The following is a 20332-nucleotide window of genomic DNA, read 5'->3' as shown; positions in this document are numbered from 1 at the left end:
CCCGCTCAGGTCGCCAGCGGCGCGAGGCGCGACAGCCGCAGAGCGATGATCAGCGCCAGACCGTACAGGCCGCCGACGAACAGCACCACGCCGTTCCAACCGGAATGGGCGAAGAACCAGCCGCCCGCCGTCCCGAGCACCGACGAGCCCAGGTAGTACAGGCAGAGATAGACCGAGGATGCCTGCGCCCGGTCGCGCAGCGCGCGCCGGCCGACCCAGCTGCTGGCCACCGAGTGCGCGCCGAAGAAGCCCACCGTCGCCACCACGACGCCCGCGATGATCAGCAGGATGTGGTCCGACAGGGTCATCAGGATGCCGGCGAGGCCGATCGCCGTGGCGACCCACAGGACGCGCCGCCGGCCGAAGCGGCTCGCGAGCTCCCCCGTCACCGGGCTGCTCACCATCCCGGCGACATAGACCGAGAAGATCAGCCCGATCACCGTCTGGCTCAGCGAGAACGGCGGATCGAGCAGGCGGAAGCCGATGTAATTGTAGATGCAGACGAAGCCGCCCATCAGCAGGAACGCCTCGGCGAACAGCCACGGCAGGCCGGCATCGCGGAAATGATGGCCGAACGTGCCCGGGACGTCGCGCCACGCCAGGCGGCGCGGCACGAAGCGGCGCGAGGGCGGCAGCCAGCGCCAGAACGCCAGGGCCGCCGCGAGCGCGAGCGCCCCGATCGTGGCGAGACCGATGCGCCAGTTCATGTGGTCGGCCATGACGCCGCTGATCAGGCGCCCCGACATGCCGCCGAGCGCATTCCCGCCGACGAGGAGGCCCATCGACAGGCCGATGGCCTGCACGTCCATCTCCTCGGCGAGATAGGCCATGGCGACGGCCGGGAGCCCGCTCGCCGTCAGGCCGGTCAGCGCGCGGAGCACGAGGAAGCCGTGCCAGCCCGGGACCAGCGCGGCCACGATCGTGAGCAGCGCCGAGGCGAACAGCGAGGCGAGCATCACGCGCTTGCGGCCCCAGATCTCCGACAGCGGGCTGACCACGAGAAGCGCCACCGCCAGCAGGGCGCAGGGCAGCGACAGGGCGAGGCTGCTCTCGGCCGGCGAGACGCCGAAATCGTCGGCGTAGATCGGCAGGAGCGGCTGGACGGCGTAGAGGACCGCGAAGGTCGAGAACCCCGCGGCCGCGAGCGCCAGGGCCGTGCGGCGGAAGACCGGTGTGCCCGACCGGATCAGTCCTCCGTCCGCTTCGCTGTCCATCACCGTCCCGCGCCGCTGTCCTCAACCGGTGGTGAGATGCCACGGCCGAGCCGTCAACTGCCGCGCAGGGCATGGCTGCGCGGCGACCGACTTAGCGCGGCGGCGGAGGCGGCGCCGCCTGTCCCTGACCCTGGCCCTGCTGCAGCAGCGGAGTGATCCGCTGAACCACGACGCGGCGGTTCTCCCGCGACGGGCCCTGCGTGTCCACCTTGAGGTACTGCTCGCCGTAGCCCTGGGTGGTCAGGTTCTCCGGCGGCACCTGGAATTGCTGCGTGAGCACGGTGGCCACCGATTGGGCGCGCCGGTCCGACAGGGACAGATTGTCGATGGCGGAGCCGACCGCGTCAGTGAATCCCTCGATCAGGAAGACCTCCTGCGGGTTCGCCTGGATAGCGCGGTTCATTGCGGCGGCGATTACCGACAGTTTGGCAGCCTGATCCGGCGTGACGGTGAACGACCCGGTGTCGAAGGTGATGGTGTTGATGTCGACCGCGCGCAGCCGGGCCCGGAGGTCCGGACTGTAGCGGATCTGGTCGAGGGTGTAGCGGCGGTCGACGGCGACGACCGGGGGCGCCGTCAGCGCCTCATAGACCTCTCCCTCGTCGGCCTGCGCGTAATCGGCGATGTAGCGCTCCCGCGGAATCCGGATGTCCGGCGGCGGCAGCACCACCACATCCTCGTAGACCGGGCGGAGCGGCCCGGCAGAGCTGTTGTCGATCAGCACGATCTCGCGGCCGTCGCGATAGCGGCGGTAGCGGCGCAGCAGGCGCCCGTCGTCGTCCGTCACGGTGATGATCTGCTCGCCGCCGGGCCGGTCGACGGTGCTGTAGAAGTCGGCGCCCCGCCGCTCGAACCGGTAGCCGCGCGGGTCGAGATCGCGGAAGCGCTCGTTCTCGTCGTGGCGGATCAGATAGCGGTCGCGGTCCTGCACGATGATCCGGCCGGGCTCGCGGTAGTAGGTGCGGCCGTCCTCCCGGAACTCGCGGCGGTCGGTGCGGACCTGCTCGAAGTCGCGCACATTGTCGTTCTGGCTAAAGCCGCCGGAAACATAGCCCGGCTGGCCCGGGCGGTTGAAGGCGCCGGGGCCGCCGGCCGGCGGCTGTCCCGGCTGCACGCCGCCGGGCGGCGGCGCCTGACCGGGCGCAGGCGCCTGACCCGGCGGCACGAACGGCCGCCCCGGGACGCCGGGTGCCATGTTGGGCGGGAGCGGCCGCCCGGGCTCGGCGCCGGGGGCCCCGTTCGGCGGGACCTGCGGCCGCCCGTCGGGCTGCGCATTCTGGGGCTGGACCGGCCGGCCCGGGACGCCCGGCGCCATGTTGGGCGGCACGGGTCGTCCGGGCTCGGCACCGGGGCCGGCACTCGGCTGCGGGCGGTTCTGAAACTGGCGGTTCTCGGGCTGTGTGTCCGGGCGCTGGACCGGCCGGCCGGGACCGCCCGGCGCCGCGTCGGGCGCCTGTGGGCGGTCGCCGGGCGTACCCGGCCCACCTGGGCGCTGGCCGGGCGGCCCGCGGTCCGGCGTGGTCCGGTCCGGAGCGGCATCGCGTTGCGCGGGACGGTTCGGCTGGGTGTCCGGACCCGGGCGATCCCGATCCGGTGCCGGGCGCTGCTGCGGCGGCGCCGGCGGCCGCTCGGGATTGGGGCGCGGCGGCGGTGCGGGGGCCTGATCCCGCTCCGGTGCCTGCTGCCGCTCGGGGCCGGGCCGCCCCGGTGCCGGACGCTCCTGAGTATCCCGATCCGGACGATCCGGCTGCCGGTCGCGCCTGTCCTGTTGTCGCTCCTGCGGGCGGTCCGGCCGCTCCTGGGCCGGGGGCCGCGCGGTTGGCGGCTCCGGGCGGCGCTCGGGCGCGCGCTCCCGCTGGGGCGACTCAGCCTGCGGCTGGCGCTGGGCGGGCGGTTCGGGGCGTTCGCGGGGCGGCGGAGGCGGTGCGGCACGCTCCGGCCGCGGCTCGGGCCGCTCGCGCGCGGCCGGCGGCCCCGGCTGCGGGCCTGGGCGCTCCTGCGGCGGACGCTCCGGGCGCGGGCCGCCATGCGGGGGCTCACCGCCGCGGGGGCCGCGCTCCTCCGGTCCGCCCTGTGCAAGGTGAATCCGGTCCGGCGACGCGCCGACGGTCTGCACGAGCAAGAGGCCCGGCAGCACCGTGCCGGTGAGGAGGATCAGGCGGAGCAGGCGCATCGCGGTCCCAAATCGGTTCAGGACGAGCCGAACCCGGGACGCGCCAATTCGTTCCCCCGCACACCGGCGGGGGCGGCCTCAGGGCGTGAGGCGCTGCGGCACTGCGACGACGTCCGGCGCGATGATGCGCACGGCAACGTGATCGGTCTTGGCCGCCTCGACTTTCGCTGCCTCGCCCTTTCCGGCCTCGTCCGGTGTCAGGCCGCCTTTCGTGTCGACTCCGGCGCGGCCGGCGGCGTCGGCGGCGAGCTCCGCCGCGGTCCGGTCGGCCCGCCCGACCAGGGTCAGGCGGACCTTCGGCCGGGACAAAGCCTCGGCCTGCATCGGCGTCACGAAGATGTCGCCCTTGTGCCGGACCAGCATGCTCTCGGCTTTGACCAGCGACTGCGCCCAGGTCTGGTTGGCGGGCTTGCAGGAGCAGTTCGGGACGAATTCCTTGCGGAACTTGAAGGCGTTGGCGAGGCTCACGTAGGCGCGGCTGCCCTTCACCGAGGCGGCGTGCTTCAGGGCCTCGTCGCCGTACGGCATGGAATAGGCCTGCGCCTCGGTCCCGGGGCAGAGCGCCGGCACATCTCGTCGGCACCGCCGCGCCCCTCGGGCAGGTTCTTCATCGGGAAGAAGCCGCCGTCGCAGGTCCGCACGCAGACCATCTGCGGACCGCCCTTGGCGTAGGACTCGCCCGTGCCGGCATAGGTCTCCCGCGCCGGGCAGGTGGAGGCCACGAGCCCCTGCAACTCGCGCCGGCGGATGCCGCTGTCGTCCATCACCGCGCCGCCATAGGTGGCCTTCAGGGCGCGGATGCGCTGCTCCACGGCCCCGCATTGCGGAGGCCGGGTATCGAAGAACAGGAACTTGCCGCCCTCGCAGTTGAGGCCGCGGAAATAGGCCTCGAGCCGGCCGATCTCATCGTTGAGCGCGCGCGTCGTGCTGGCGCCGCTCTGGAGCGCGGCGAGCTCGGCCCGGTAGCGCCGGCACTGGGGCGACGGCAGCTGCGGCGCAGGCTTCACCTCGGCGGCGGGCGCCGCGGCTGGGCCTTCCTGCGCGCCGGCGGTCTGCAGGAGCGTGCTGGACAGTCCGAGGGCGAGGGCCGCGCTCAGGATGAGGCGGCCGAGCGAACGGACGATCGGACGGTGAGGCATTGGCAGCATCGCGTTGATCGGGTGCGCGGCGCTCCGAAGAATTCTAGGCGTGCGCGCATCCGCGCTTCGGGGCCGAAGCGGAGCCATTCTATGCCCCCTCGCAAGACCACGACACCCCTCCTACATCCCGCCGGCAAGCTTGAGGGGGAATTGGCCGGCGATGTGGTTTCAGAGTCTCACCTATGTTGGCCTCGTGGCCCTCGGTCTGGCTGCGGCTGGACCCGCGGCGGCCCAGGAGCCGGACCGGATCTTCGACAAGTCGACTGTCTGGCGCCCGCTGACGCCCAACGACAAGCTGGTCGTCTACGGGGTCGATGATCCGGCGGTCGCGGGGGTGGCCTGCTGGTACACCCAGCCCGAGAAGGGCGGGATCAAGGGCACGCTGGGGCTTGCCGAGGACGTCTCGGACATCTCGCTGGCCTGCCGCCAGACCGGGCCGATCGCCTTCAAGGGCAAGCTCAACCAGGGCGAGGTGGTGTTCAGCGAGCGCCGCTCGCTGATTTTCAAGTCGATGCAGATCGTGCGCGGCTGCGACGTGAAGCGCAACGCGCTGATCTACATGGTCTACTCGGACAAGGTCATTCAGGGCTCGCCGAAGAACTCGACCTCGGCGGTGCCGCTGGCGCCCTGGGGCACGGAGCCGGCGCCGAAATGCGCGGACGCCCTGAAGTAGGGCGGGCCCGGCGCGCTTGATCCTGCCAGGTTCAGTCCTGGCAGGTGATGCGGATCGGGCGCTCGGAGGGGGTCGGGACAGGCTGGCTGATGGCGCCGGTATACTCGTCGGCGGCGGCGACGCCGTAGGAATTGGCGGCCGCGTAGCCCTGGGCCTCGCACCACGCGTTGGCTACGACCTGGCCGCAGTCGCTGCCGGGCGTCGTCAGGCATTCGCCGACGCCGTAGCCGTCGCTCGACGGGATCAGAAAGGTCTTCTCGACACGGGCCGGCGCCTTCGCGGGCGTCTCGCCGTCCGTGCCGGCCAGCGCGACATGCGTCAGGCCCGCGCAGGCGAGTGCGGTGGCGAGGACGAAGTAACCGGCGGCCGAGCGTGGCATGAAATGTCCCTAAGCACAGGATCTGTGGCGTGAGGATCGCTGTCCGAACGGTCCGACGGCGCGGTTAAGGAAGCCTTACCCGGGCGGCGCGAAGACCTTCTCGAATTCCTCACGCTTTTGGGTTAGCCCCATCGGGCGGGCCGCGCCGTCGCGGCAATGCAACACGATGCTGGGCCGGGACCGGAGGCGGTGCCACGTTTCGGCCGTTCTTCGCCGCGTGGGGCCCGCAGGTTGTTGAAGGCAGGGCCGGTTTTCCGGCCACGGCGCCAAGCCGGACGTCATCCGCGGCGCCGGGAGGGGGATGGGTTTCATGGCGCCGATGTTGCGGCTCTACAACACGCTGACCGGCGCCAAGGAGAGCTTCGCGCCGATCGATCCCGACCACGTCCGGATCTACGCCTGCGGCCCGACCGTCTACGATGCGGCCCATATCGGCAACGCCCGGCCGATCATCGTCTTCGACCTGCTGTTCCGGCTGCTGCGCCACCTCTACGGGCCGGCGCACGTGACCTACGCCCGCAACGTCACGGACGTCGGCGACAAGATCAACGCCCGTGCCGCCGAGCGCGGCATCACCATCCGCGAACTCACCGACGGGACGCTGGCGCAGTTTCACACGGACGTGCGCGACCTCGGCGTGCTGATGCCCGACGACGTCAACGTCGCTGGCGAGCGCCCCCGCTTCGTCGAGCCCCGGGCCACCGACCATATCGCCGAGATGGTGGCGATGATCGACGCGCTGGTCCGGTCCGGCCACGCCTACGTGGCGGCGGACCATGTCCTGTTCGACGTGCCGTCGATGCCCGATTACGGCGGCCTGTCCAAGCGGCCGCTGGACGAGATGGAGGCCGGCGCCCGGGTCGAGGTCGCGCCCTACAAGCGCTCGCCCCTCGACTTCGTGCTGTGGAAGCCCGCCAAGCCCGGCGAGCCGTCCTGGCTTTCGCCCGCCGGCATCACGGTGCCCGGGCGCCCGGGCTGGCACATCGAGTGCTCGGCCATGTCGGCGAAGCATCTCGGCCGGACCTTCGACATCCACGCGGGCGGCATCGACCTGATCTTCCCCCACCACGAGAATGAGGTGGCTCAGTCCCGCTGCTGCTTCGGCACGCCGGTGATGGCCAATGTCTGGCTTCACAACGGCTTCCTCCAGGTGGAGGGCGAGAAGATGTCGAAGTCGCTCGGCAACTTCATCACCATCCGCGACGTGCTGAAGGACTGGCCGGGCGAGGTGGTGCGGCTGACCATGCTCAAGACGCAGTACCGGCAGCCGATCGACTGGACCCTGCGGGGCCTGGAGGAGTCGAGCCGCGTGCTCGACCGCTGGTACAACGCGGCCGGCGACGCGGCCGTCGCGCGCGATGTCCCCGACGGAGTGGTCGAGGCGCTCTGCGACGACCTCAACACGCCGGCGGCGATCAACGAACTGCACCGCCTGAGCGGCGGGCCCGAGGCGCAGCCCGGTGCCCTGCGGGCCGGCGCCAACCTGCTCGGCTTCCTGACGCGCACGCGCAGCGACCGCGAGCAGGCCCAGGTCGCGGCCTCCGGGGTCGACGTCGGGGCGGTCGAGGCGCTGATCGCCGAGCGCCGCGCGGCCCGCGCCGCCAAGGACTGGGCCGCCTCCGACCGCGCGCGCGACGCGCTCGCCGCGATGGGCGTCGCCGTGAAGGACAACAAGGACGGCACGACCACCTGGACGGTGTCGCGCTGAACGCCGGATCGGTCCCGATGACGCGGACGTGACGGTCTCCGCGTCCTCGCGCCCGCTTGCGCCACGCTTCGCGGGGCGCATCTGTCACGGCGGGGGCCGTTCGCCGGGAGAGACCAGCACGTGAGCATCTTCGGGACCATCGGAGCACGTCGCGCCAGCGCCTTATCGGCCTTGGCGCTCGGTTTGGGGCTGGCCGGGCCGGCGCTGGCGATCGACGGCGGCGCGCCCGCGGGCCGCGATGCGCTGGCCCAAGCCACCGTCGCCATCGGCACGATCACCCGGCCCGAGGAGGCGCTGCAACTCACCCGCTGCTCCGGCGTGCTGATCGCCCCCGACCTCGTGCTCACGGCGGCGCATTGCGTGAACGGCGATCCCCTCGGCGCGCTGGTGGTGTTCTTCCGCGGCACCGAGCCGACGCGGCCGGTCTATGGTGCGCGCGTCGCGGCGCGTTACAACCCGGATCCCGGAGAGATGCTGCCGAACGACGCGTCCGGCGTCAGCCTCTCGGAGCTCTCCCTCGATCTCGCGGTGCTGCGCCTGTCCGAGCCCGTGAAGGGCCGACGCCCCGTGCCCCTGGCCGCCGATCCGCGGCGGGTTCCGAAGAGCCTGCGGATCGCCGGGGCCGGGCTGTCCGGACGCATGGTCGGACGGCTGCGCACCGCGACGCTGACGCCGGTGGCTGCCAGCAGCACCGGCCTGACGATCGCCCGGGCGAACGGAGCGCGGATCTGCTTCGGCGATTCCGGCGGTCCGGTCGTCGCGCAGGATCGCGATGGCGCCTATGTCTGGGGCGTCGCCAGCGCGGTGATCAGCCGGGCGGCGCCCTGCGGCGGCTACGTGGTGATCGCCCCCGCGGCGCAGGTCTTTTCCGGCCGGCAGTGAAGCTTCGGCCGTTCCAAGCGATCCCCTCATCCTGAGGTGCCGGAGCGCGGCGGAGACCTCGAAGGAGACCTCCAGGGATCGCGCGGCTGGCTGGAGCCCTCCTTCGAGGCTCGCTGCGCTCGCATCTCAGGATGAGGGGATCTGTCGGGATACGCCGCATCGCGCGCGCTGACGGGCGCGCCCCCGGAAACGCGAAAACCCCGCGCGGCCGGGCCGCACGGGGTTTTTCAAAACCGGAACTGGAGGGCGGATCAGACCGCCATCCGCTCCTCGCCGTCCATCGGCTCGCGCAGCACGTAGCCGCGGCCCCAGACGGTCTCGATGTAGTTCTTGCCCTGGCTGGCATTCGCGAGCTTCTTGCGCAGCTTGCAGATGAACACGTCGATGATCTTCAGCTCGGGCTCGTCCATGCCGCCGTAGAGATGATTGAGGAACATCTCCTTGGTGAGCGTCGTGCCCTTCCGCAGCGAGAGGAGTTCCAGCATCTGGTACTCCTTGCCGGTGAGGTGCACCCGGGCGCCGCCGACCTCGACGGTCTTCTGGTCGAGGTTCACGATCAGGTCGCCGGTGGTGATCACCGACTGGGCGTGGCCCTTCGAGCGGCGCACGATGGCGTGGATCCGCGCCACCAGCTCGTCCTTGTGGAACGGCTTGGTCAGGTAGTCATCGGCACCGAAGCCGAGGCCCTTCACCTTGTCCTCGATGCCAGCCATGCCGGACAGGATCAGGATCGGGGTCTTCACCTTGGCCACGCGCAGCGAGCGCAGCACCTCGTAGCCCGACATGTCGGGCAGGTTCAGATCGAGGAGGATGATGTCGTAATCGTAGAGCTTACCGAGATCGACACCCTCTTCCCCGAGGTCGGTGGTGTAGGTGTTGAAGTTCTCGGACTTGAGCATCAGCTCGATGCTCTGCGCGGTCGCGCTGTCGTCCTCGATCAAAAGTACCCGCATCGTCGGTCCCCAGCCCCGCCGGCCGCATCAGCGCGCAGACACGTCCCTATCGCTCGCCCGCCACCGGCCTGTGGACGGGCGCTCCGCCGCTCTTGACGTGGAACGCTATGGATTAATCGTTAACAAAACCTGATTCCCACCCGCAAGCGTCTTGTTCGCACTTCCGCGAGCTTGACAGGAGAAACTGCGTTTCTCCTCTCCTGCTCCGGTTCGTGATTCCAATCCGCTCGCGTCCAGGCCGCCTGCAACCTCCGGCGTAAGTACTTCTTCCGTAACGATTCGATCCCCGCTGTGGTCCTTCGGACACAGCGCACGGTTTCGTTGAGCTCGGCTGTCGTCGAGCCCCGGATCGAGCCGCTACGAGCCCGTGAAGCGCAGTGTTAAGGAGGCCGGTAAACGAAGCGTTGAGAGCGAGGCCGATGACACAGGATTCGGCAAGATCCATTGCGTCCCTCGCCGCCGCGCGGGCGGCCCTGGAGCGCGTCGAGGTGCTCGAGACGTTCGGCCGTGTCGTGGCGATCCGCGGCCTGCTGGTCGAAGTGGCCGGCCCCGTGGCGGCGATGCGGCTGGGCGGACGGATCGACGTCGAGGGCGCCAACGGCCACGGGCTGGTGCCGTGCGAGATCATCGGTTTCCAGGGGGACCGGGCGCTCGCCATGCCGTTCGGGTCCCTGGACGGCGTGCGGCGCGGCTGCCCGGCCTACGTGCGCGACGAATCAGCCGGCGCGATCCGGCCGTCCGCCGGCTGGCTGGGACGGGTGATCGACGCCCTGGGCCGTCCGGTCGACGGGCTCGGGCCGCTGCCGCAGGGGCCGGATGTCTATTCGCTCCGGGCCGATCCGCCGCCCGCCCATGCCCGGACCCGGGTCGGCGGCCCGCTCGATCTCGGCGTCCGGTGCATCAACACCTTCCTGACCATGTGCGCCGGCCAGCGGATGGGGATCTTCGCCGGCTCGGGCGTCGGCAAGTCGGTGCTGCTCTCCATGCTCGCCCGGTACACGGCGGCCGACGTGGCGGTGATCGGGCTCGTGGGCGAGCGCGGCCGCGAGGTCCAGGAATTCCTGCAGGACGACCTCGGCGCCGCCGGGCTTGCGCGTTCCGTGGTCGTGGTGGCGACCTCGGACGAGCCGGCGCTCATGCGCCGCAACGCCGCCTACGTGACCCTGTCGGTCGCCGAGCATTTCCGTGACCAGGGCGCGAAGGTCCTGTGCATGATCGATTCGATCACGCGCTTCGCCATGGCCCAGCGCGACATCGGCCTCGCCGCCGGCGAGCCGCCGACCGCCAAGGGCTACACCCCGACCGTGTTCTCCGAGCTGCCGCGCCTGCTGGAGCGCGCGGGGCCGGGCGTGGGACAGGGGACGATCTCGGCCCTGTTCACCGTGCTGGTGGAGGGCGACGACCACAACGAGCCGGTGGCCGACGCGGTGCGCGGCATTCTCGACGGCCACATCGTCATGGAGCGGGCCATCGCGGAGCGCGGGCGCTACCCGGCGATCAACGTGCTGCGCTCGGTGTCCCGGACCATGCCCCGCTCCTGCGATCCGGCCTACCTGCCGGTGGTCCGCCGGGCCCGGCGGGTGCTTTCGACCTACGCCGACATGGAGGAGCTGATCCGGCTGGGCGCCTACCGGGCGGGCTCGTCCCAGGAGGTCGGCGAGGCCGTGGCCCTCATGCCCCAGCTTGAGGCTTTTCTGGGGCAGGGTAAGGAAGAAGCAACGTCCATCGGCGATGGTTACGCACGGCTCGGCCAGATCGTCGGCGGGGCCTAAGGGCACGGCCCGGGCATGATCCGAGGCGCGGGCTCAAGCGTTGCGTGGAGTGAGCGTCCTGATGAAATCGCGTGACACGCTGATCCGCCTGCGCCGCTTCCAGGTCGGCGAGAAGCGCCGGCGTGTGACTCAGATCGAGATGATGATGGCCGACTTCCAGCGCATGGCGGTGGAGCTCGCCCGCGAGGTCGCCGTCGAGGAGGCGCGCGCCGGCATCACCGACGTCGGTCACTTCGCCTACCCGACCTACGCCCGCGCGGCGGCCACCCGGCGGGAGAACATGCTCCAGTCGGCGCAGGCGCTGGAGGGCCAGCTCGCCGAGGCGAAGGCGGAGCTGGGCGAGGCCTTCGAGGAGCTGAAGAAGGTCGAGATCCTGAACGACCGCGAGCGGACGGCCGAGCGGGCCGCCGAATCGGCCCGGGATCAGGCCGCTATGGACGGCATCGGCCTCAATCGCGCCCGGGGCTGACGCCGGGAGACCGGCCGCGCGGCGATCGGGCCGCCCGGCTTGAGCGCCGCGCGGCACGAAACCGTCACGATCACCTGACAAGGGGGATCGGGGTGGTATTCAGGCCGCTTGCAGCGCGTCGCGTGCCGGCGCATCAGGGGGCTCTTCCCCGGGGCGTCGGTGTTCATGAAGAAGATCAGCGAGTTCATCTGGCCTTTGATCGGCCTCGCGGCCGTCGTCGTGTCGGGCTACTTCCTCTACCAGGAACTGAAGACGACCTCGCTGTCCGCGATCTGGGCCGCAATCCTGGCGATCCCGCCGCACCGGATCCTGCTCGCGGCGTTCTCGACCCTGGTCGCCTACGGGGCGCTCGCCTGGTACGACCGCATCGCCCTGCTGCACTTGGGCATCCGCCACATCTCGTGGCTGTTCGTCTCGCTCTGCTCCTTCACCACCTACGCCCTCTCGCACAATATCGGCGCCTCGGTCTTCTCCGGCGCTCTCGTGCGCTACCGGGCCTACACCGCCAAAGGATTGACGGCCGCGCAGGTGGCCGTGCTGGTGGCCCTCTGCTCGTTCACCTTCTTCCTTGGCACGATCCTGCTCGGCGGCTTCACGCTGGTGGTCGATCCGCACCTGCTGACCCGCCTCGAAGGCCGGCTGCCGGGCTTCCTGACCGATCCCAAGACCGCGCTGATCGTCGGCATCGGCATGCTGGGCTTCGTCGGCCTCTACGTGGTCGGCTCGATCCTGCATCTGCGTCCGCTGCACATCCGCTCGTTCAAGCTCGAGTATCCTCGGCCGGCCATCATGGGCCGTCAGCTCCTGGCTGCGCCTCTGGAGCTACTGGGCGCCGCCGGCATCATCTACTTCGCCCTGCCGGAGGCGGTGAACCCGGGCTTCATCCCGGTCCTAGCGATCTTCCTCGCCTCGTTCTCGGTCGCGCTGGCCTCGCACGCCCCGGGCGGCCTCGGCGTGTTCGAGATCGTGTTCATCACCGCGATGCACATCACCGACGAGGCCCAGAAGGACGCGATCATCGCGGCGGTGATCATCTTCCGGATCTTCTATTTCTGGATCCCGGCCCTCGTCTCGGTGGCGGTCGTGATCGCCTTCGAGCGGTCGCGGCTGGCCGCCGCGATCGGCTCGGCCGCCCACGAATCGAAGGCGTCCGCCGTGCCGGAGCCGCCGGTGATCGTGCCGGGTCTTAACGCGCACGAGCTGGAGCGGGAGCTCAAGCAGAAGGCGGTGTGAGGCGGCCGATCTGCGTGTTTCGCAGCCGCTCTTCCGCGGACTGCGCGACCGGTAGAGATCCCCTGTGGCCAGCTCCCGAGCCGCTGCAGGGTAAGCCGACCCGTCATTCCGGGGCGTCGTAGGCGAGCCCGGAATCCAGAGCCGCAGTCGATGCTGGTTCTGACTGACTCGCGCGTCTGGATTCCGAGCTCCGCTGCGCGGCCCCGGAATGACAGGCGCGCTTTCGGGGCCAGAAGCCGCTAACGTCCGAATTGCGACAGGCTTCGAGAGTGGCGCGCTAGCCAGCCGCACGATTGGCCGATGTCCCCTCCCTTCCCTCATCCTGAGATGCCCGCGTCGGCGGGCCTCGAAGGAGGCCTCCAGGGATTGCGGTGCTGATTGGAGGGCTCCTTCGAGGCGCCTGCTGCGCGCCCGCAACTCAGGATGAGGTCGCAGAGGGGGAGACCCAACCGGACGCGTTGATCTGTGCCCCGTCGCCGACCGTGTCGACGTTATCAGGAACAGCTCTCAGCATACGTCTCCCGAGCCTACAGCCAGGAAGCCTCCGCGCTTCGATCTCCCGACGCCGTGATCGGCGCGCTCAGATCGAGCTCACCGTCCGGAGTCGCGCCCGCGGATGGATCTCGGCCGGCTCATCACCGGGGTCTCGCGGCGGAAGCGCTCGATGATCGAGCGCACGAACGGCCGGGTCTGGGCCGAGGTGACGAGCACGGGCATCTCGCCCTGGCGCGCCGCCGACTCGAAGCGGTCGCGCACGGCGTTGACGAACTCGCTGAGTTTCGACGGCTGCATCGCGAGGTAGCGCTCCTCGCGCTCGCCGACGATCGACTCCATGAAGGCCTGCTCCCAGGCCGGTGACAGCGTGATGATCGGCAGGGTGCCGTTCTGATCCTGATACTGCGCGCAGATCTGCCGTCCGAGGCGGGCGCGGACATGCTCGACCACATCGCGCGGGTTCTTCACCCCGCCTGCGACCTCCGCGACCGCCTCCACGATCGCTCCGAGGTCGCGGATCGAGACGCGCTCGGCCAGCAGGAACTGCAGCACCCGCTGGATGCCGGTCGTGGAGATCTGCGAGGGCACGATCTCCTTGAGCAGCTCGGCATGCTCCTTGGGCAGCTCGCGCAGCAGCTTCGAGACCTCGACGTGGTTGAGGAGTTCCGAGACGTGCGCCTTGATGACCTCGGTGAGGTGGGTCGAGACCACGGTGGCGGCGTCGACAACCGTGTAGCCCTTGAGCTGTGCCTGATCGCGGAGCGCCGCGTCGATCCAGGTCGCCGGCAGGCCGAAGGTCGGCTCCAGCATGTGCTGTCCGGGCAGCTGGACCTGCCCACCCATCGGGTCCATCGCCATGAACTGGCCGGGGAAGATCCGGCCGGTGCCGGCCTCGATCTCCTTGACCCGGACCACGTAGCTGTTGGCGTCGAGCTGGACGTTGTCGAGGATGCGCACGGACGGCATCACGAAGCCGAGCTCCGCCGCGAGCTGCCGGCGCAGGGCCTTGATCTGGTCGGTGAGCCTGTCCTGACCCTCGCCGTTGACCAGCGCGAGGAGCGCGTAGCCCATCTCGAGCTTGAGGTCGTCGAGCTTCAGGAGGTCGGAGACCGTCTCTTCCTTGGCGGCGGCCGCCGCCGCCACCGCGGTCGCGTCCATCGGGACGCCCTGCGCGTCGAGGGAGGGGCCTCCTTGGCATTCTTGTTGATGCGCCATGCGGCGTAGCCCGCGCCACCGCCCAGCAGCAGGAATGGCAGCATCGGCATGCCGGCAGCAGCGCGATCAGCAGCATGACGGCCGCCGACATGCCGAGCGCCTTCGGATAATGCGCGAGCTGCTTGCCGAGCGCCTTGTCGGCCGCACCCCGCACGCCGGCCTTCGAGACGAGCAGGCCCGCGGCCGTCGAGACGATCAGCGCCGGCACCTGGCTCGCAAGCCCGTCGCCGATGGTGAGCAGCGTGTAGCTCTTGGCCGCCTCGCCGAAGCTCAGGCCCTGCTGGGCCACGCCGATGATGATACCGCCGACCACGTTGATGAAGGTGATCAGCAGCGCGGCCACCGCGTCGCCGCGCACGAACTTGGAGGCGCCGTCCATCGCGCCGAAGAAGCTCGATTCCTCCTCGAGGGCCGCGCGGCGGGCCTTAGCGGCCTTCTCGTCGATCAGGCCGGCCGAGAGATCGGCGTCGATCGCCATCTGCTTGCCCGGCATGGCGTCGAGGGTGAAGCGGGCCGCGACCTCGGCGATGCGGCCCGAGCCCTTCGTGATGACCACGAAGTTCACGATGATCAGGATCGCGAACACGATGATCCCGATGACGAAATTGCCGCCCATCACGAAATGGCCGAAGGCCTCGATCACGTGGCCGGCCGCCGCCGTGCCCTCGTGACCGTGGCCGAGGATCAGCCGGGTCGAGGCGAGGTTGAGGGCGAGCCGCAGCATCGTGGCGATGAGCAGCAGCGTCGGGAAGACGGTAAATTCGAGCGGGTTGTCGATTGACAGGCCGGTCATCATGATCAGCACCGACGTGATGATCGAGACCGCCAGCAGCAGGTCGAGCAGGATCGCCGGCAGCGGGAAGATCAGCACCGCCAGGATACCCATGACGCCGGTGGCGAACAGCAGGTCCGACCGTTTCGACAGGGCCTGGATGTCGCCGCGCGTCGGCAGCGTGAACTGCCCGAGCGCCGCGGCCGCTCCAATCCGTGCCGGCGCGCTCGCCGTCTCCGCCATCACCGCCATCCGTTGCCGTCCGCCGGGAAGGCACCCCACGCGCGCACTCGGCAAGATCTGCCGGGCAGATGGTTAGCGGCGCGTTAAGAAAGGCCGTGTCGCCGGAGGGAACCGCGCCTGGCCCAACCGCTTGACCGGTCGGCAGCCGCACCGTGCCGGGCCGGCACGCGCGTCCCGGTGCGCGTTGTCGCCATGCATGCGGGCGCAGGCCCGAGGCTTCGGGAGACCGCTATGACCGTCCGCGTCCTGACCGCCCTGTTCGGCGAGTACGAGGCCGCAGCGCGGGTGGTCGGCGACCTCGAAGCGGCCGGCATCCCGCATGCCGATATCAGCATCGTCGCGAATCGGCCCGGATCCGACGCGGCCGCCCCAGTGGCGGGCCGGGCCGCACGTCATCCGGCCGATGCCGCGGACGGCGCCGGCACCGGCGCAACGGTCGGCACGGTGCTGGGGGGCGGTGCGGGGCTGCTTGCCGGCCTCGGGCTCCTGGCGATCCCGGGTCTCGGCCCCGTGGTCGCCGCGGGCTGGCTGGTCGCGGTGGCGACCGGCGCAGGGGTCGGTGCCGCGGCCGGCGGGCTGATCGGCGGCCTCACCGGCGCGGGGCTCAGCGAAGGGGAGGCCGAGACCTACGCCGAGGGCGTCCGGCGCGGCGGCACGCTGGTGACGGTGCGGGCCGACGAGAGCCGGGCCGAGCGCGTGTTGACCTTGCTCGACCAGGGGGGCTCGATCGATCTCGGCGAGCGCGTGGAAGGCTGGCGGGCACAGGGCTGGACCGGCGGAACGGTCGGCCCGGCGGCGGAGGGATCGCGCGCGCCGGCCGGAACGGACCGCTGAGCGCCACGTTCGCCGCCGGAGCCCGCCTCAGGCCATCATCTTGCGGGCGAACATCGCCGCACCAAACAGGATCCCCGAACCGAGGGTGATCAGGGAGATCATCAGCATCCGCCGCGGCTCGAGAGCGGATTCCGCCCTCACGGGCTGCACGATCGGGCTGAAGAACTCGATCTGCCGCGCCGCGATGATGCGGGCGCGCTCGGAGGCCATCAGCACCTGCTGGTAATACTTCTCAGCATTCTTGCGATCGTTCTCCAGCGCCTCGAAACGGATCAGTGCGTCGGAGAGGAGCTGCTTCTGCTCCGGATCCGAGCCGGCGGATTGCCGCTCGATCCGCGCGATGTTGTCGTCGAGATCCTTGATCTGCTGCTTGATGTCCAAGATCCGCCGGGACTCCGGGCCGAGATCGCGCTGACCGATCGCAAGCTGGCTCGCCAGAGTGATGCGGGAGGCCCGCAGCTCCGCGATGATCTTGAGATTGACGTCGTTTGCCTTCTGCGCGTCGAGCACCCCCTGGCGGTTCCGAAGATCCCGCATCGCAATGCGGATCTTGCTCATCTGCTCCCCGGCCAGCGCCAGCTCCCGTGTGCTTTCCGCGACCGCGTCCGCGCGCGCCTTCACGGTGAGATCATTCACCATCCGCTCGGCTTCCTTCATGACAGCCTGGGCGATGGCGAGGGACTGATCTCGATCGAAGGCTTCGACGGAGACTGACATGATCCCGGAAGAGGGTTCGCTGGAGACGGTGACCCGACGTTTCCAGTAGCGTAGAAATTTCTCGATCGGCTTTTCCGCGTCGAACCGCGAGAAATAGTCGATATTCTCGTTGCTGAACCACGCGCGCAGCGGCAGCTGGGCTTCGAGCGTCTCCAACATCGGTCGGCTCAGGATGTATTCGCGCGTGATCAGCCGGTCCTGCGAGACCATCTGTCCTGCGCCGTCGGAGCTGCTCGTGTCCGATCCACCTGAGGACTTCTCGGACGCACCGATCGCCTGCCGGATGGCAAAGCGCGCCTCGGTTACGTAGCGGTCCGAGGCGATGAGCCCGAAATAGACCGCTCCAACCAGCGTCGGCAGCACGAAGCAGAGCACGAACAGGATCGGAATCCAGGGATCGCTCTTGGCGCTGGTCTGGAAGGACCGGATCCCCTTCTTGCGGTCGACAAAGCGCGACATGCGCGCGATCTGCCGCAACGATTCGGTGATCGCCTGCTGGCGATCCGCGGTCGTCACCGGCTGCCCCTCGGCCTTCCGGATCTCCATGTTCATGGCTTGATTCCCGGCCTCCCCGGCCATGAAGGTCGACCCATCACCGGGCACCCGGTCCCACGGCGGCGCGCGCGTCCGAAATCCGTCGCACGCCGAGACGGCAAAAGCATGTCTTTACGGCCGCGACCCGGGACAAGTCAGGCGTTAAGGCGCCGGTAGACCTCGATGGCGTCGTCGACATCCTCGTAGACGATCGCGCGCCCGTTGAGCAGCACGAGGCCCTGCGAGCACCATTGCCGAATCGTCTCCATGGAGTGCGAGACCATGATGATGTCGGCATGCTTGCGCCGCTGGGAGAAGACTTCGTCGCAGCGCTTGGAGAAGCGGGCATCGCCCACCGAGGTGATCTCGTCGATCAGATAGCAGTCGAACGGGATCGCCATGCTCATGCCGAAGGCGAGCCGCGCGCCCATGCCGGATGAGTAGGTGTAGATCGGGACGTCCAGGTAGCTGCCGAGTTCCGAGAAATCCTCCACGAAGTCGAGGACACGTCGCGGATCCTCACCGTAGATCCGGGCCACGAAGGTGACGTTGTCGCGGCCGGTCATCCTGGGGTGGAAGCCGCCGGCGAAGCCGAGGGCCAGGAGACCCGCACCCCCCGGTGGATCTTCCCGCGCGTCGGGTCTTCCGTCCCCGCGATCAGCCGCATCGTGGTGGATTTGCCGGCGCCGTTGATGCCGAGGATGCCGTAGGAGATGCCCGGCTTCAGGCTGAAGGAGGCCTGTTCGAGGATGGTCCGCCGATGGCCGTCCGTGCGGTAGACTTTGCTGACTTTCTCGAAACGGATCACCGAAATGGTCTCCAGGTCGGCCGAGCCGCTGGCCGGCGCCTCGGGGCTTGCGGGTACCTGCGCGCCGAAAGCGGCAAATCTGAGAAGGCGATAGCACCCGTCCCGCACCGGGTTTGACACGCTGCGGCTCTCCCGGCGCGCTACACTTGGTCCGGCATGAAAGTGCAGTCTTCGGCTCCGCCGTTGACGAATTGCGGCATATGGCATACCAAATACCAACCGACGGAGCGCCTTCACGGGATGCGGCGCTGAGAAGTCGGAACTTTAGCTCCAGTGGTGGGGAGGAAGGCCGCGCATGACAGAGGCAGCGACCTGCACGGCCGCCGTATCCGATCGCGAGCCCGTCGGCCTCGCCGAGGCGATCGGCGACGCCGTGGTGGTCGCCGATCCCGAGGGTGCGATCACGGTCTGGAACCCCGCTGCCGAGCGGATCTTCGGCTTCACCGCCGCGGAGGCGCTCGGGGAGACCCTCGACCTGATCACCCCCGAGCGGCACCGGCGCCGCCACTGGGACGGCTACGCGAAGACCATGCACACCGGCGTCACCCGGTACGGGGCACAGACCCTGCGGGTGCCGGCGATCCACAAGGACGGCCGCCAGCTCTCCATCGCCTTCACGGTGGGGATGGTGCGGGACGCCTCCGACCGGGTGACCGGGATCGTCGCGGTGATCCGCGACGAGACCGAGCGCTGGGCCGAGGAGAAGCGCCTGCGCCAGCGCGTGGCCGAACTCGAAGCCTCCTCGGATCCGTCGCACCGGGCACCTTGAGCCCGCCGGACGATCCGAAGGTCCCGATCACCAAACCGCACAGGGAGAACGCCCAATGAGCCAGCCGTTGGAAGGGATCAAGATCATCGACTTCACGCACGTCCAGGCCGGGCCGGCCTGCACGCAGCTGCTCGCGTGGTTCGGCGCCGACGTGATCAAGGTCGAGCGCCCCGGCGCCGGCGACGTGACCCGCACCCAGCTGCGCCACGTCGAGGACGCGGACGCGCTCTACTTCACGATGCTGAACTCGAACAAGCGCTCGCTGACCCTCGACACCAAGACCCAGGCCGGCAAGGAAGTCCTCGAGAAGCTGATCAAGGACTCCGACGTCATGGTCGAGAACTTCGGCCCCGGCGCGCTGGACCGGATGGGCTTCTCCTGGGCGCGCATCCAGGAGCTGAACCCCGGCATGATCCTCGCCTCGGTGAAGGGCTTCTCGGACGGCCACCACTACGAGGACCTGAAGGTCTACGAGAACGTCGCCCAGTGCGCGGGCGGTGCCGCCTCGACCACGGGCTTCTGGGACGGGCCGCCCACTGTCAGCGCCGCGGCGCTCGGTGACTCCAACACCGGCATGCACCTCGCGATCGGCATCCTCACGGCGCTCCACCAGAAGAACAAGACCGGCAAGGGCCAGAAGGTCGCTGTGTCGATGCAGGACTCAGTGATCAATCTCTGCCGGGTGAAGCTGCGCGATCAGCAGCGCCTCGACGCGCTGGGCTACCTTGAGGAGTACCCGCAGTACCCCCACGGCGAGTTCTCCGACGTCGTGCCGCGCGGCGGTAACGCGGGCGGCGGCGGCCAGCCGGGCTGGGTGCTGAAGTGCAAGGGCTGGGAGACCGACCCGAACGCCTACATCTACTTCACCATCCAGGGCCACGCCTGGGCGCCGATCTGCAAGGCGCTCGGCAAGGAGGAGTGGATCACGGATCCGGGCTACAACACCCCGCGGGCCCGCCAGGACAAGATCTTCGATATCTTCAAGACGATCGAGGAGTGGCTGGCCGACAAGACCAAATTCGAGGCGGTCGATATCCTGCGCACCTACGACATCCCCTGCGCGCCGGTGCTGTCGATGAAGGAGATCGCCGAGGACAAGTCGCTGCGCGAGAGCGGCACCGTCGTCGAGGTGGCGCATCCGAAGCTCGGCAAGTACCTGACCGTCGGTAGCCCGATCAAGTTCTCCGACCTGAAGGTCGAGGTGAAGGCCTCGCCGCTGCTCGGCGAGCACACCGACGAGGTTCTCGCGGACCTGGGCTACACGCCGGAGCAGATCCGGGCGATGCACGAGGCCCGCGCGGTCTGATCGACCGCCATCTTCGCGATACCAGGACAGGACGGCGCCCAGCG

At 69.7% G+C, this 20332-nt stretch carries 17 protein-coding genes and 2 pseudogenes; 11 read left to right on the top strand and 8 right to left on the bottom strand.

Going from position 1 to position 20332, the window contains the following annotated elements; all coding sequences use genetic code 11:
* Nucleotides 1-5 precede the first annotated feature (5 nt).
* The 3 genes from M6G65_RS19375 to M6G65_RS19365 form a co-directional block, all read right to left on the bottom strand.
* Nucleotides 6-1214 carry an MFS transporter gene (locus tag M6G65_RS19375; RefSeq protein WP_238196101.1) on the bottom strand — a complete coding sequence of 403 codons (1209 nt, stop codon included), beginning with the start codon at nucleotides 1212-1214 and terminating at the stop codon, nucleotides 6-8.
* A gap of 91 nt (nucleotides 1215-1305) precedes the next feature.
* Nucleotides 1306-3387 (bottom strand): OmpA family protein, encoded by a 2082-nt coding sequence (locus tag M6G65_RS19370; RefSeq protein WP_250102736.1) that lies wholly within the window; start codon nucleotides 3385-3387, stop codon nucleotides 1306-1308.
* 78 nt (nucleotides 3388-3465) lie between these two features.
* Complete coding sequence (locus M6G65_RS19365) at nucleotides 3466-4209, bottom strand: DUF2865 domain-containing protein (RefSeq protein WP_430929497.1); 744 nt, start codon at nucleotides 4207-4209, stop codon at nucleotides 3466-3468.
* A gap of 477 nt (nucleotides 4210-4686) precedes the next feature.
* Between M6G65_RS19365 and M6G65_RS19360 the strand changes: the two genes are divergently transcribed.
* Nucleotides 4687-5199, top strand: a complete 513-nt coding sequence (locus tag M6G65_RS19360) for a CreA family protein (RefSeq protein WP_238196104.1) — start codon at nucleotides 4687-4689, stop codon at nucleotides 5197-5199.
* Nucleotides 5200-5230: 31 nt separating this feature from the next.
* On the opposite strand, the gene M6G65_RS19355 is transcribed toward M6G65_RS19360, so the two are convergent.
* Nucleotides 5231-5578 (bottom strand): hypothetical protein, encoded by a 348-nt coding sequence (locus M6G65_RS19355; RefSeq protein WP_238196105.1) that lies wholly within the window; start codon nucleotides 5576-5578, stop codon nucleotides 5231-5233.
* Nucleotides 5579-5888: 310 nt separating this feature from the next.
* On the opposite strand from M6G65_RS19355, the gene cysS reads away from it, so the two are divergent.
* Both cysS and M6G65_RS19345 read left to right on the top strand, forming a co-directional pair.
* The gene (gene cysS / locus M6G65_RS19350; RefSeq protein WP_250102735.1) at nucleotides 5889-7286 is read left to right on the top strand and encodes a cysteine--tRNA ligase; all 1398 of its coding nucleotides are present in this window, start codon (nucleotides 5889-5891) and stop codon (nucleotides 7284-7286) included.
* A 120-nt stretch (nucleotides 7287-7406) separates the two neighbouring features.
* The gene (locus tag M6G65_RS19345) at nucleotides 7407-8168 is read left to right on the top strand and encodes a trypsin-like serine protease (RefSeq protein WP_238196107.1); all 762 of its coding nucleotides are present in this window, start codon (nucleotides 7407-7409) and stop codon (nucleotides 8166-8168) included.
* A 251-nt stretch (nucleotides 8169-8419) separates the two neighbouring features.
* On the opposite strand, the gene ctrA is transcribed toward M6G65_RS19345, so the two are convergent.
* Nucleotides 8420-9121 carry a response regulator transcription factor CtrA gene (gene ctrA, locus M6G65_RS19340; protein WP_010683835.1) on the bottom strand — a complete coding sequence of 234 codons (702 nt, stop codon included), beginning with the start codon at nucleotides 9119-9121 and terminating at the stop codon, nucleotides 8420-8422.
* A 419-nt stretch (nucleotides 9122-9540) separates the two neighbouring features.
* Between ctrA and fliI the strand changes: the two genes are divergently transcribed.
* The 3 genes from fliI (at nucleotide 9541) to M6G65_RS19325 (ending at nucleotide 12595) form a co-directional block, all read left to right on the top strand.
* Nucleotides 9541-10893, top strand: a complete 1353-nt coding sequence (gene fliI / locus M6G65_RS19335) for a flagellar protein export ATPase FliI (RefSeq protein ID WP_250102734.1) — start codon at nucleotides 9541-9543, stop codon at nucleotides 10891-10893.
* A 61-nt stretch (nucleotides 10894-10954) separates the two neighbouring features.
* On the top strand, nucleotides 10955-11362 hold the full coding sequence (fliJ, locus tag M6G65_RS19330; protein WP_250102733.1) for a flagellar export protein FliJ: 408 nt from the start codon (nucleotides 10955-10957) through the stop codon (nucleotides 11360-11362).
* 165 nt (nucleotides 11363-11527) lie between these two features.
* Complete coding sequence (locus M6G65_RS19325) at nucleotides 11528-12595, top strand: lysylphosphatidylglycerol synthase domain-containing protein (RefSeq protein WP_238196109.1); 1068 nt, start codon at nucleotides 11528-11530, stop codon at nucleotides 12593-12595.
* A 580-nt stretch (nucleotides 12596-13175) separates the two neighbouring features.
* On the opposite strand, the pseudogene flhA reads toward M6G65_RS19325, so the two are convergent.
* Nucleotides 13176-15209, bottom strand: a pseudogene (flhA, locus tag M6G65_RS19320) (flagellar biosynthesis protein FlhA).
* Between flhA and M6G65_RS19315 the strand changes: the two are divergent.
* Both M6G65_RS19315 and M6G65_RS19310 read left to right on the top strand, forming a co-directional pair.
* Nucleotides 15100-15396 carry a hypothetical protein gene (locus M6G65_RS19315; protein WP_250104330.1) on the top strand — a complete coding sequence of 99 codons (297 nt, stop codon included), beginning with the start codon at nucleotides 15100-15102 and terminating at the stop codon, nucleotides 15394-15396. The pseudogene flhA and the gene M6G65_RS19315 overlap by 110 nt on opposite strands.
* Nucleotides 15397-15551: 155 nt before the next feature.
* Complete coding sequence (locus tag M6G65_RS19310; RefSeq protein WP_250102732.1) at nucleotides 15552-16154, top strand: hypothetical protein; 603 nt, start codon at nucleotides 15552-15554, stop codon at nucleotides 16152-16154.
* A 27-nt stretch (nucleotides 16155-16181) separates the two neighbouring features.
* On the opposite strand, the gene M6G65_RS19305 is transcribed toward M6G65_RS19310, so the two are convergent.
* Complete coding sequence (locus tag M6G65_RS19305; RefSeq protein WP_238196112.1) at nucleotides 16182-17234, bottom strand: KpsE/RkpR family capsule polysaccharide export protein; 1053 nt, start codon at nucleotides 17232-17234, stop codon at nucleotides 16182-16184.
* A 73-nt stretch (nucleotides 17235-17307) separates the two neighbouring features.
* Here M6G65_RS19305 and M6G65_RS33520 point away from each other — a divergent pair, with 73 nt between their 5' ends.
* Nucleotides 17308-17430, top strand: a complete 123-nt coding sequence (locus M6G65_RS33520) for a hypothetical protein (protein ID WP_283214841.1) — start codon at nucleotides 17308-17310, stop codon at nucleotides 17428-17430.
* A 130-nt stretch (nucleotides 17431-17560) separates the two neighbouring features.
* On the opposite strand, the pseudogene M6G65_RS19300 reads toward M6G65_RS33520, so the two are convergent.
* Nucleotides 17561-18213 (bottom strand): annotated as a pseudogene (locus M6G65_RS19300) (ABC transporter ATP-binding protein).
* A gap of 295 nt (nucleotides 18214-18508) precedes the next feature.
* On the opposite strand from M6G65_RS19300, the gene M6G65_RS19295 reads away from it, so the two are divergent.
* Complete coding sequence (locus M6G65_RS19295) at nucleotides 18509-18982, top strand: PAS domain-containing protein (protein WP_238196114.1); 474 nt, start codon at nucleotides 18509-18511, stop codon at nucleotides 18980-18982.
* A gap of 55 nt (nucleotides 18983-19037) precedes the next feature.
* Nucleotides 19038-20288: a formyl-CoA transferase gene (gene frc, locus M6G65_RS19290; RefSeq protein WP_192708059.1), complete on the top strand. Its 1251-nt coding sequence runs from the start codon at nucleotides 19038-19040 to the stop codon at nucleotides 20286-20288.
* The last annotated feature ends 44 nt before the right edge of the window (nucleotides 20289-20332 follow it).

This window comes from Methylobacterium tardum, from assembly GCF_023546765.1.
Lineage (GTDB): Bacteria > Pseudomonadota > Alphaproteobacteria > Rhizobiales > Beijerinckiaceae > Methylobacterium > Methylobacterium tardum.
Note: the sequence above shows the minus strand (reverse complement) of the source record. Positions and strands in the feature narration are given on the sequence as shown.

Bases quoted from the DNA above. Each gene is read 5' to 3' on its own strand.
- M6G65_RS19315 (WP_250104330.1), top strand. From the start codon at position 15,100: ATGATCAGCACCGACGTGATGATCGAGACCGCCAGCAGCAGGTCGAGC.
- cysS (WP_250102735.1), top strand. From the start codon at position 5,889: ATGGCGCCGATGTTGCGGCTCTACAACACGCTGACCGGCGCCAAGGAG.
- M6G65_RS19365 (WP_430929497.1), bottom strand. From the start codon at position 4,209: ATGCGGGGCCGTGGAGCAGCGCATCCGCGCCCTGAAGGCCACCTATGG.
- fliJ (WP_250102733.1), top strand. From the start codon at position 10,955: ATGAAATCGCGTGACACGCTGATCCGCCTGCGCCGCTTCCAGGTCGGC.
- M6G65_RS19325 (WP_238196109.1), top strand. From the start codon at position 11,528: ATGAAGAAGATCAGCGAGTTCATCTGGCCTTTGATCGGCCTCGCGGCC.
- frc (WP_192708059.1), top strand. From the start codon at position 19,038: ATGAGCCAGCCGTTGGAAGGGATCAAGATCATCGACTTCACGCACGTC.
- fliI (WP_250102734.1), top strand. From the start codon at position 9,541: ATGACACAGGATTCGGCAAGATCCATTGCGTCCCTCGCCGCCGCGCGG.
- M6G65_RS19355 (WP_238196105.1), bottom strand. From the start codon at position 5,578: ATGCCACGCTCGGCCGCCGGTTACTTCGTCCTCGCCACCGCACTCGCC.
- M6G65_RS19375 (WP_238196101.1), bottom strand. From the start codon at position 1,214: ATGGACAGCGAAGCGGACGGAGGACTGATCCGGTCGGGCACACCGGTC.
- M6G65_RS19295 (WP_238196114.1), top strand. From the start codon at position 18,509: ATGACAGAGGCAGCGACCTGCACGGCCGCCGTATCCGATCGCGAGCCC.
- ctrA (WP_010683835.1), bottom strand. From the start codon at position 9,121: ATGCGGGTACTTTTGATCGAGGACGACAGCGCGACCGCGCAGAGCATC.
- M6G65_RS19310 (WP_250102732.1), top strand. From the start codon at position 15,552: ATGACCGTCCGCGTCCTGACCGCCCTGTTCGGCGAGTACGAGGCCGCA.
- M6G65_RS19360 (WP_238196104.1), top strand. From the start codon at position 4,687: ATGTGGTTTCAGAGTCTCACCTATGTTGGCCTCGTGGCCCTCGGTCTG.
- M6G65_RS19370 (WP_250102736.1), bottom strand. From the start codon at position 3,387: ATGCGCCTGCTCCGCCTGATCCTCCTCACCGGCACGGTGCTGCCGGGC.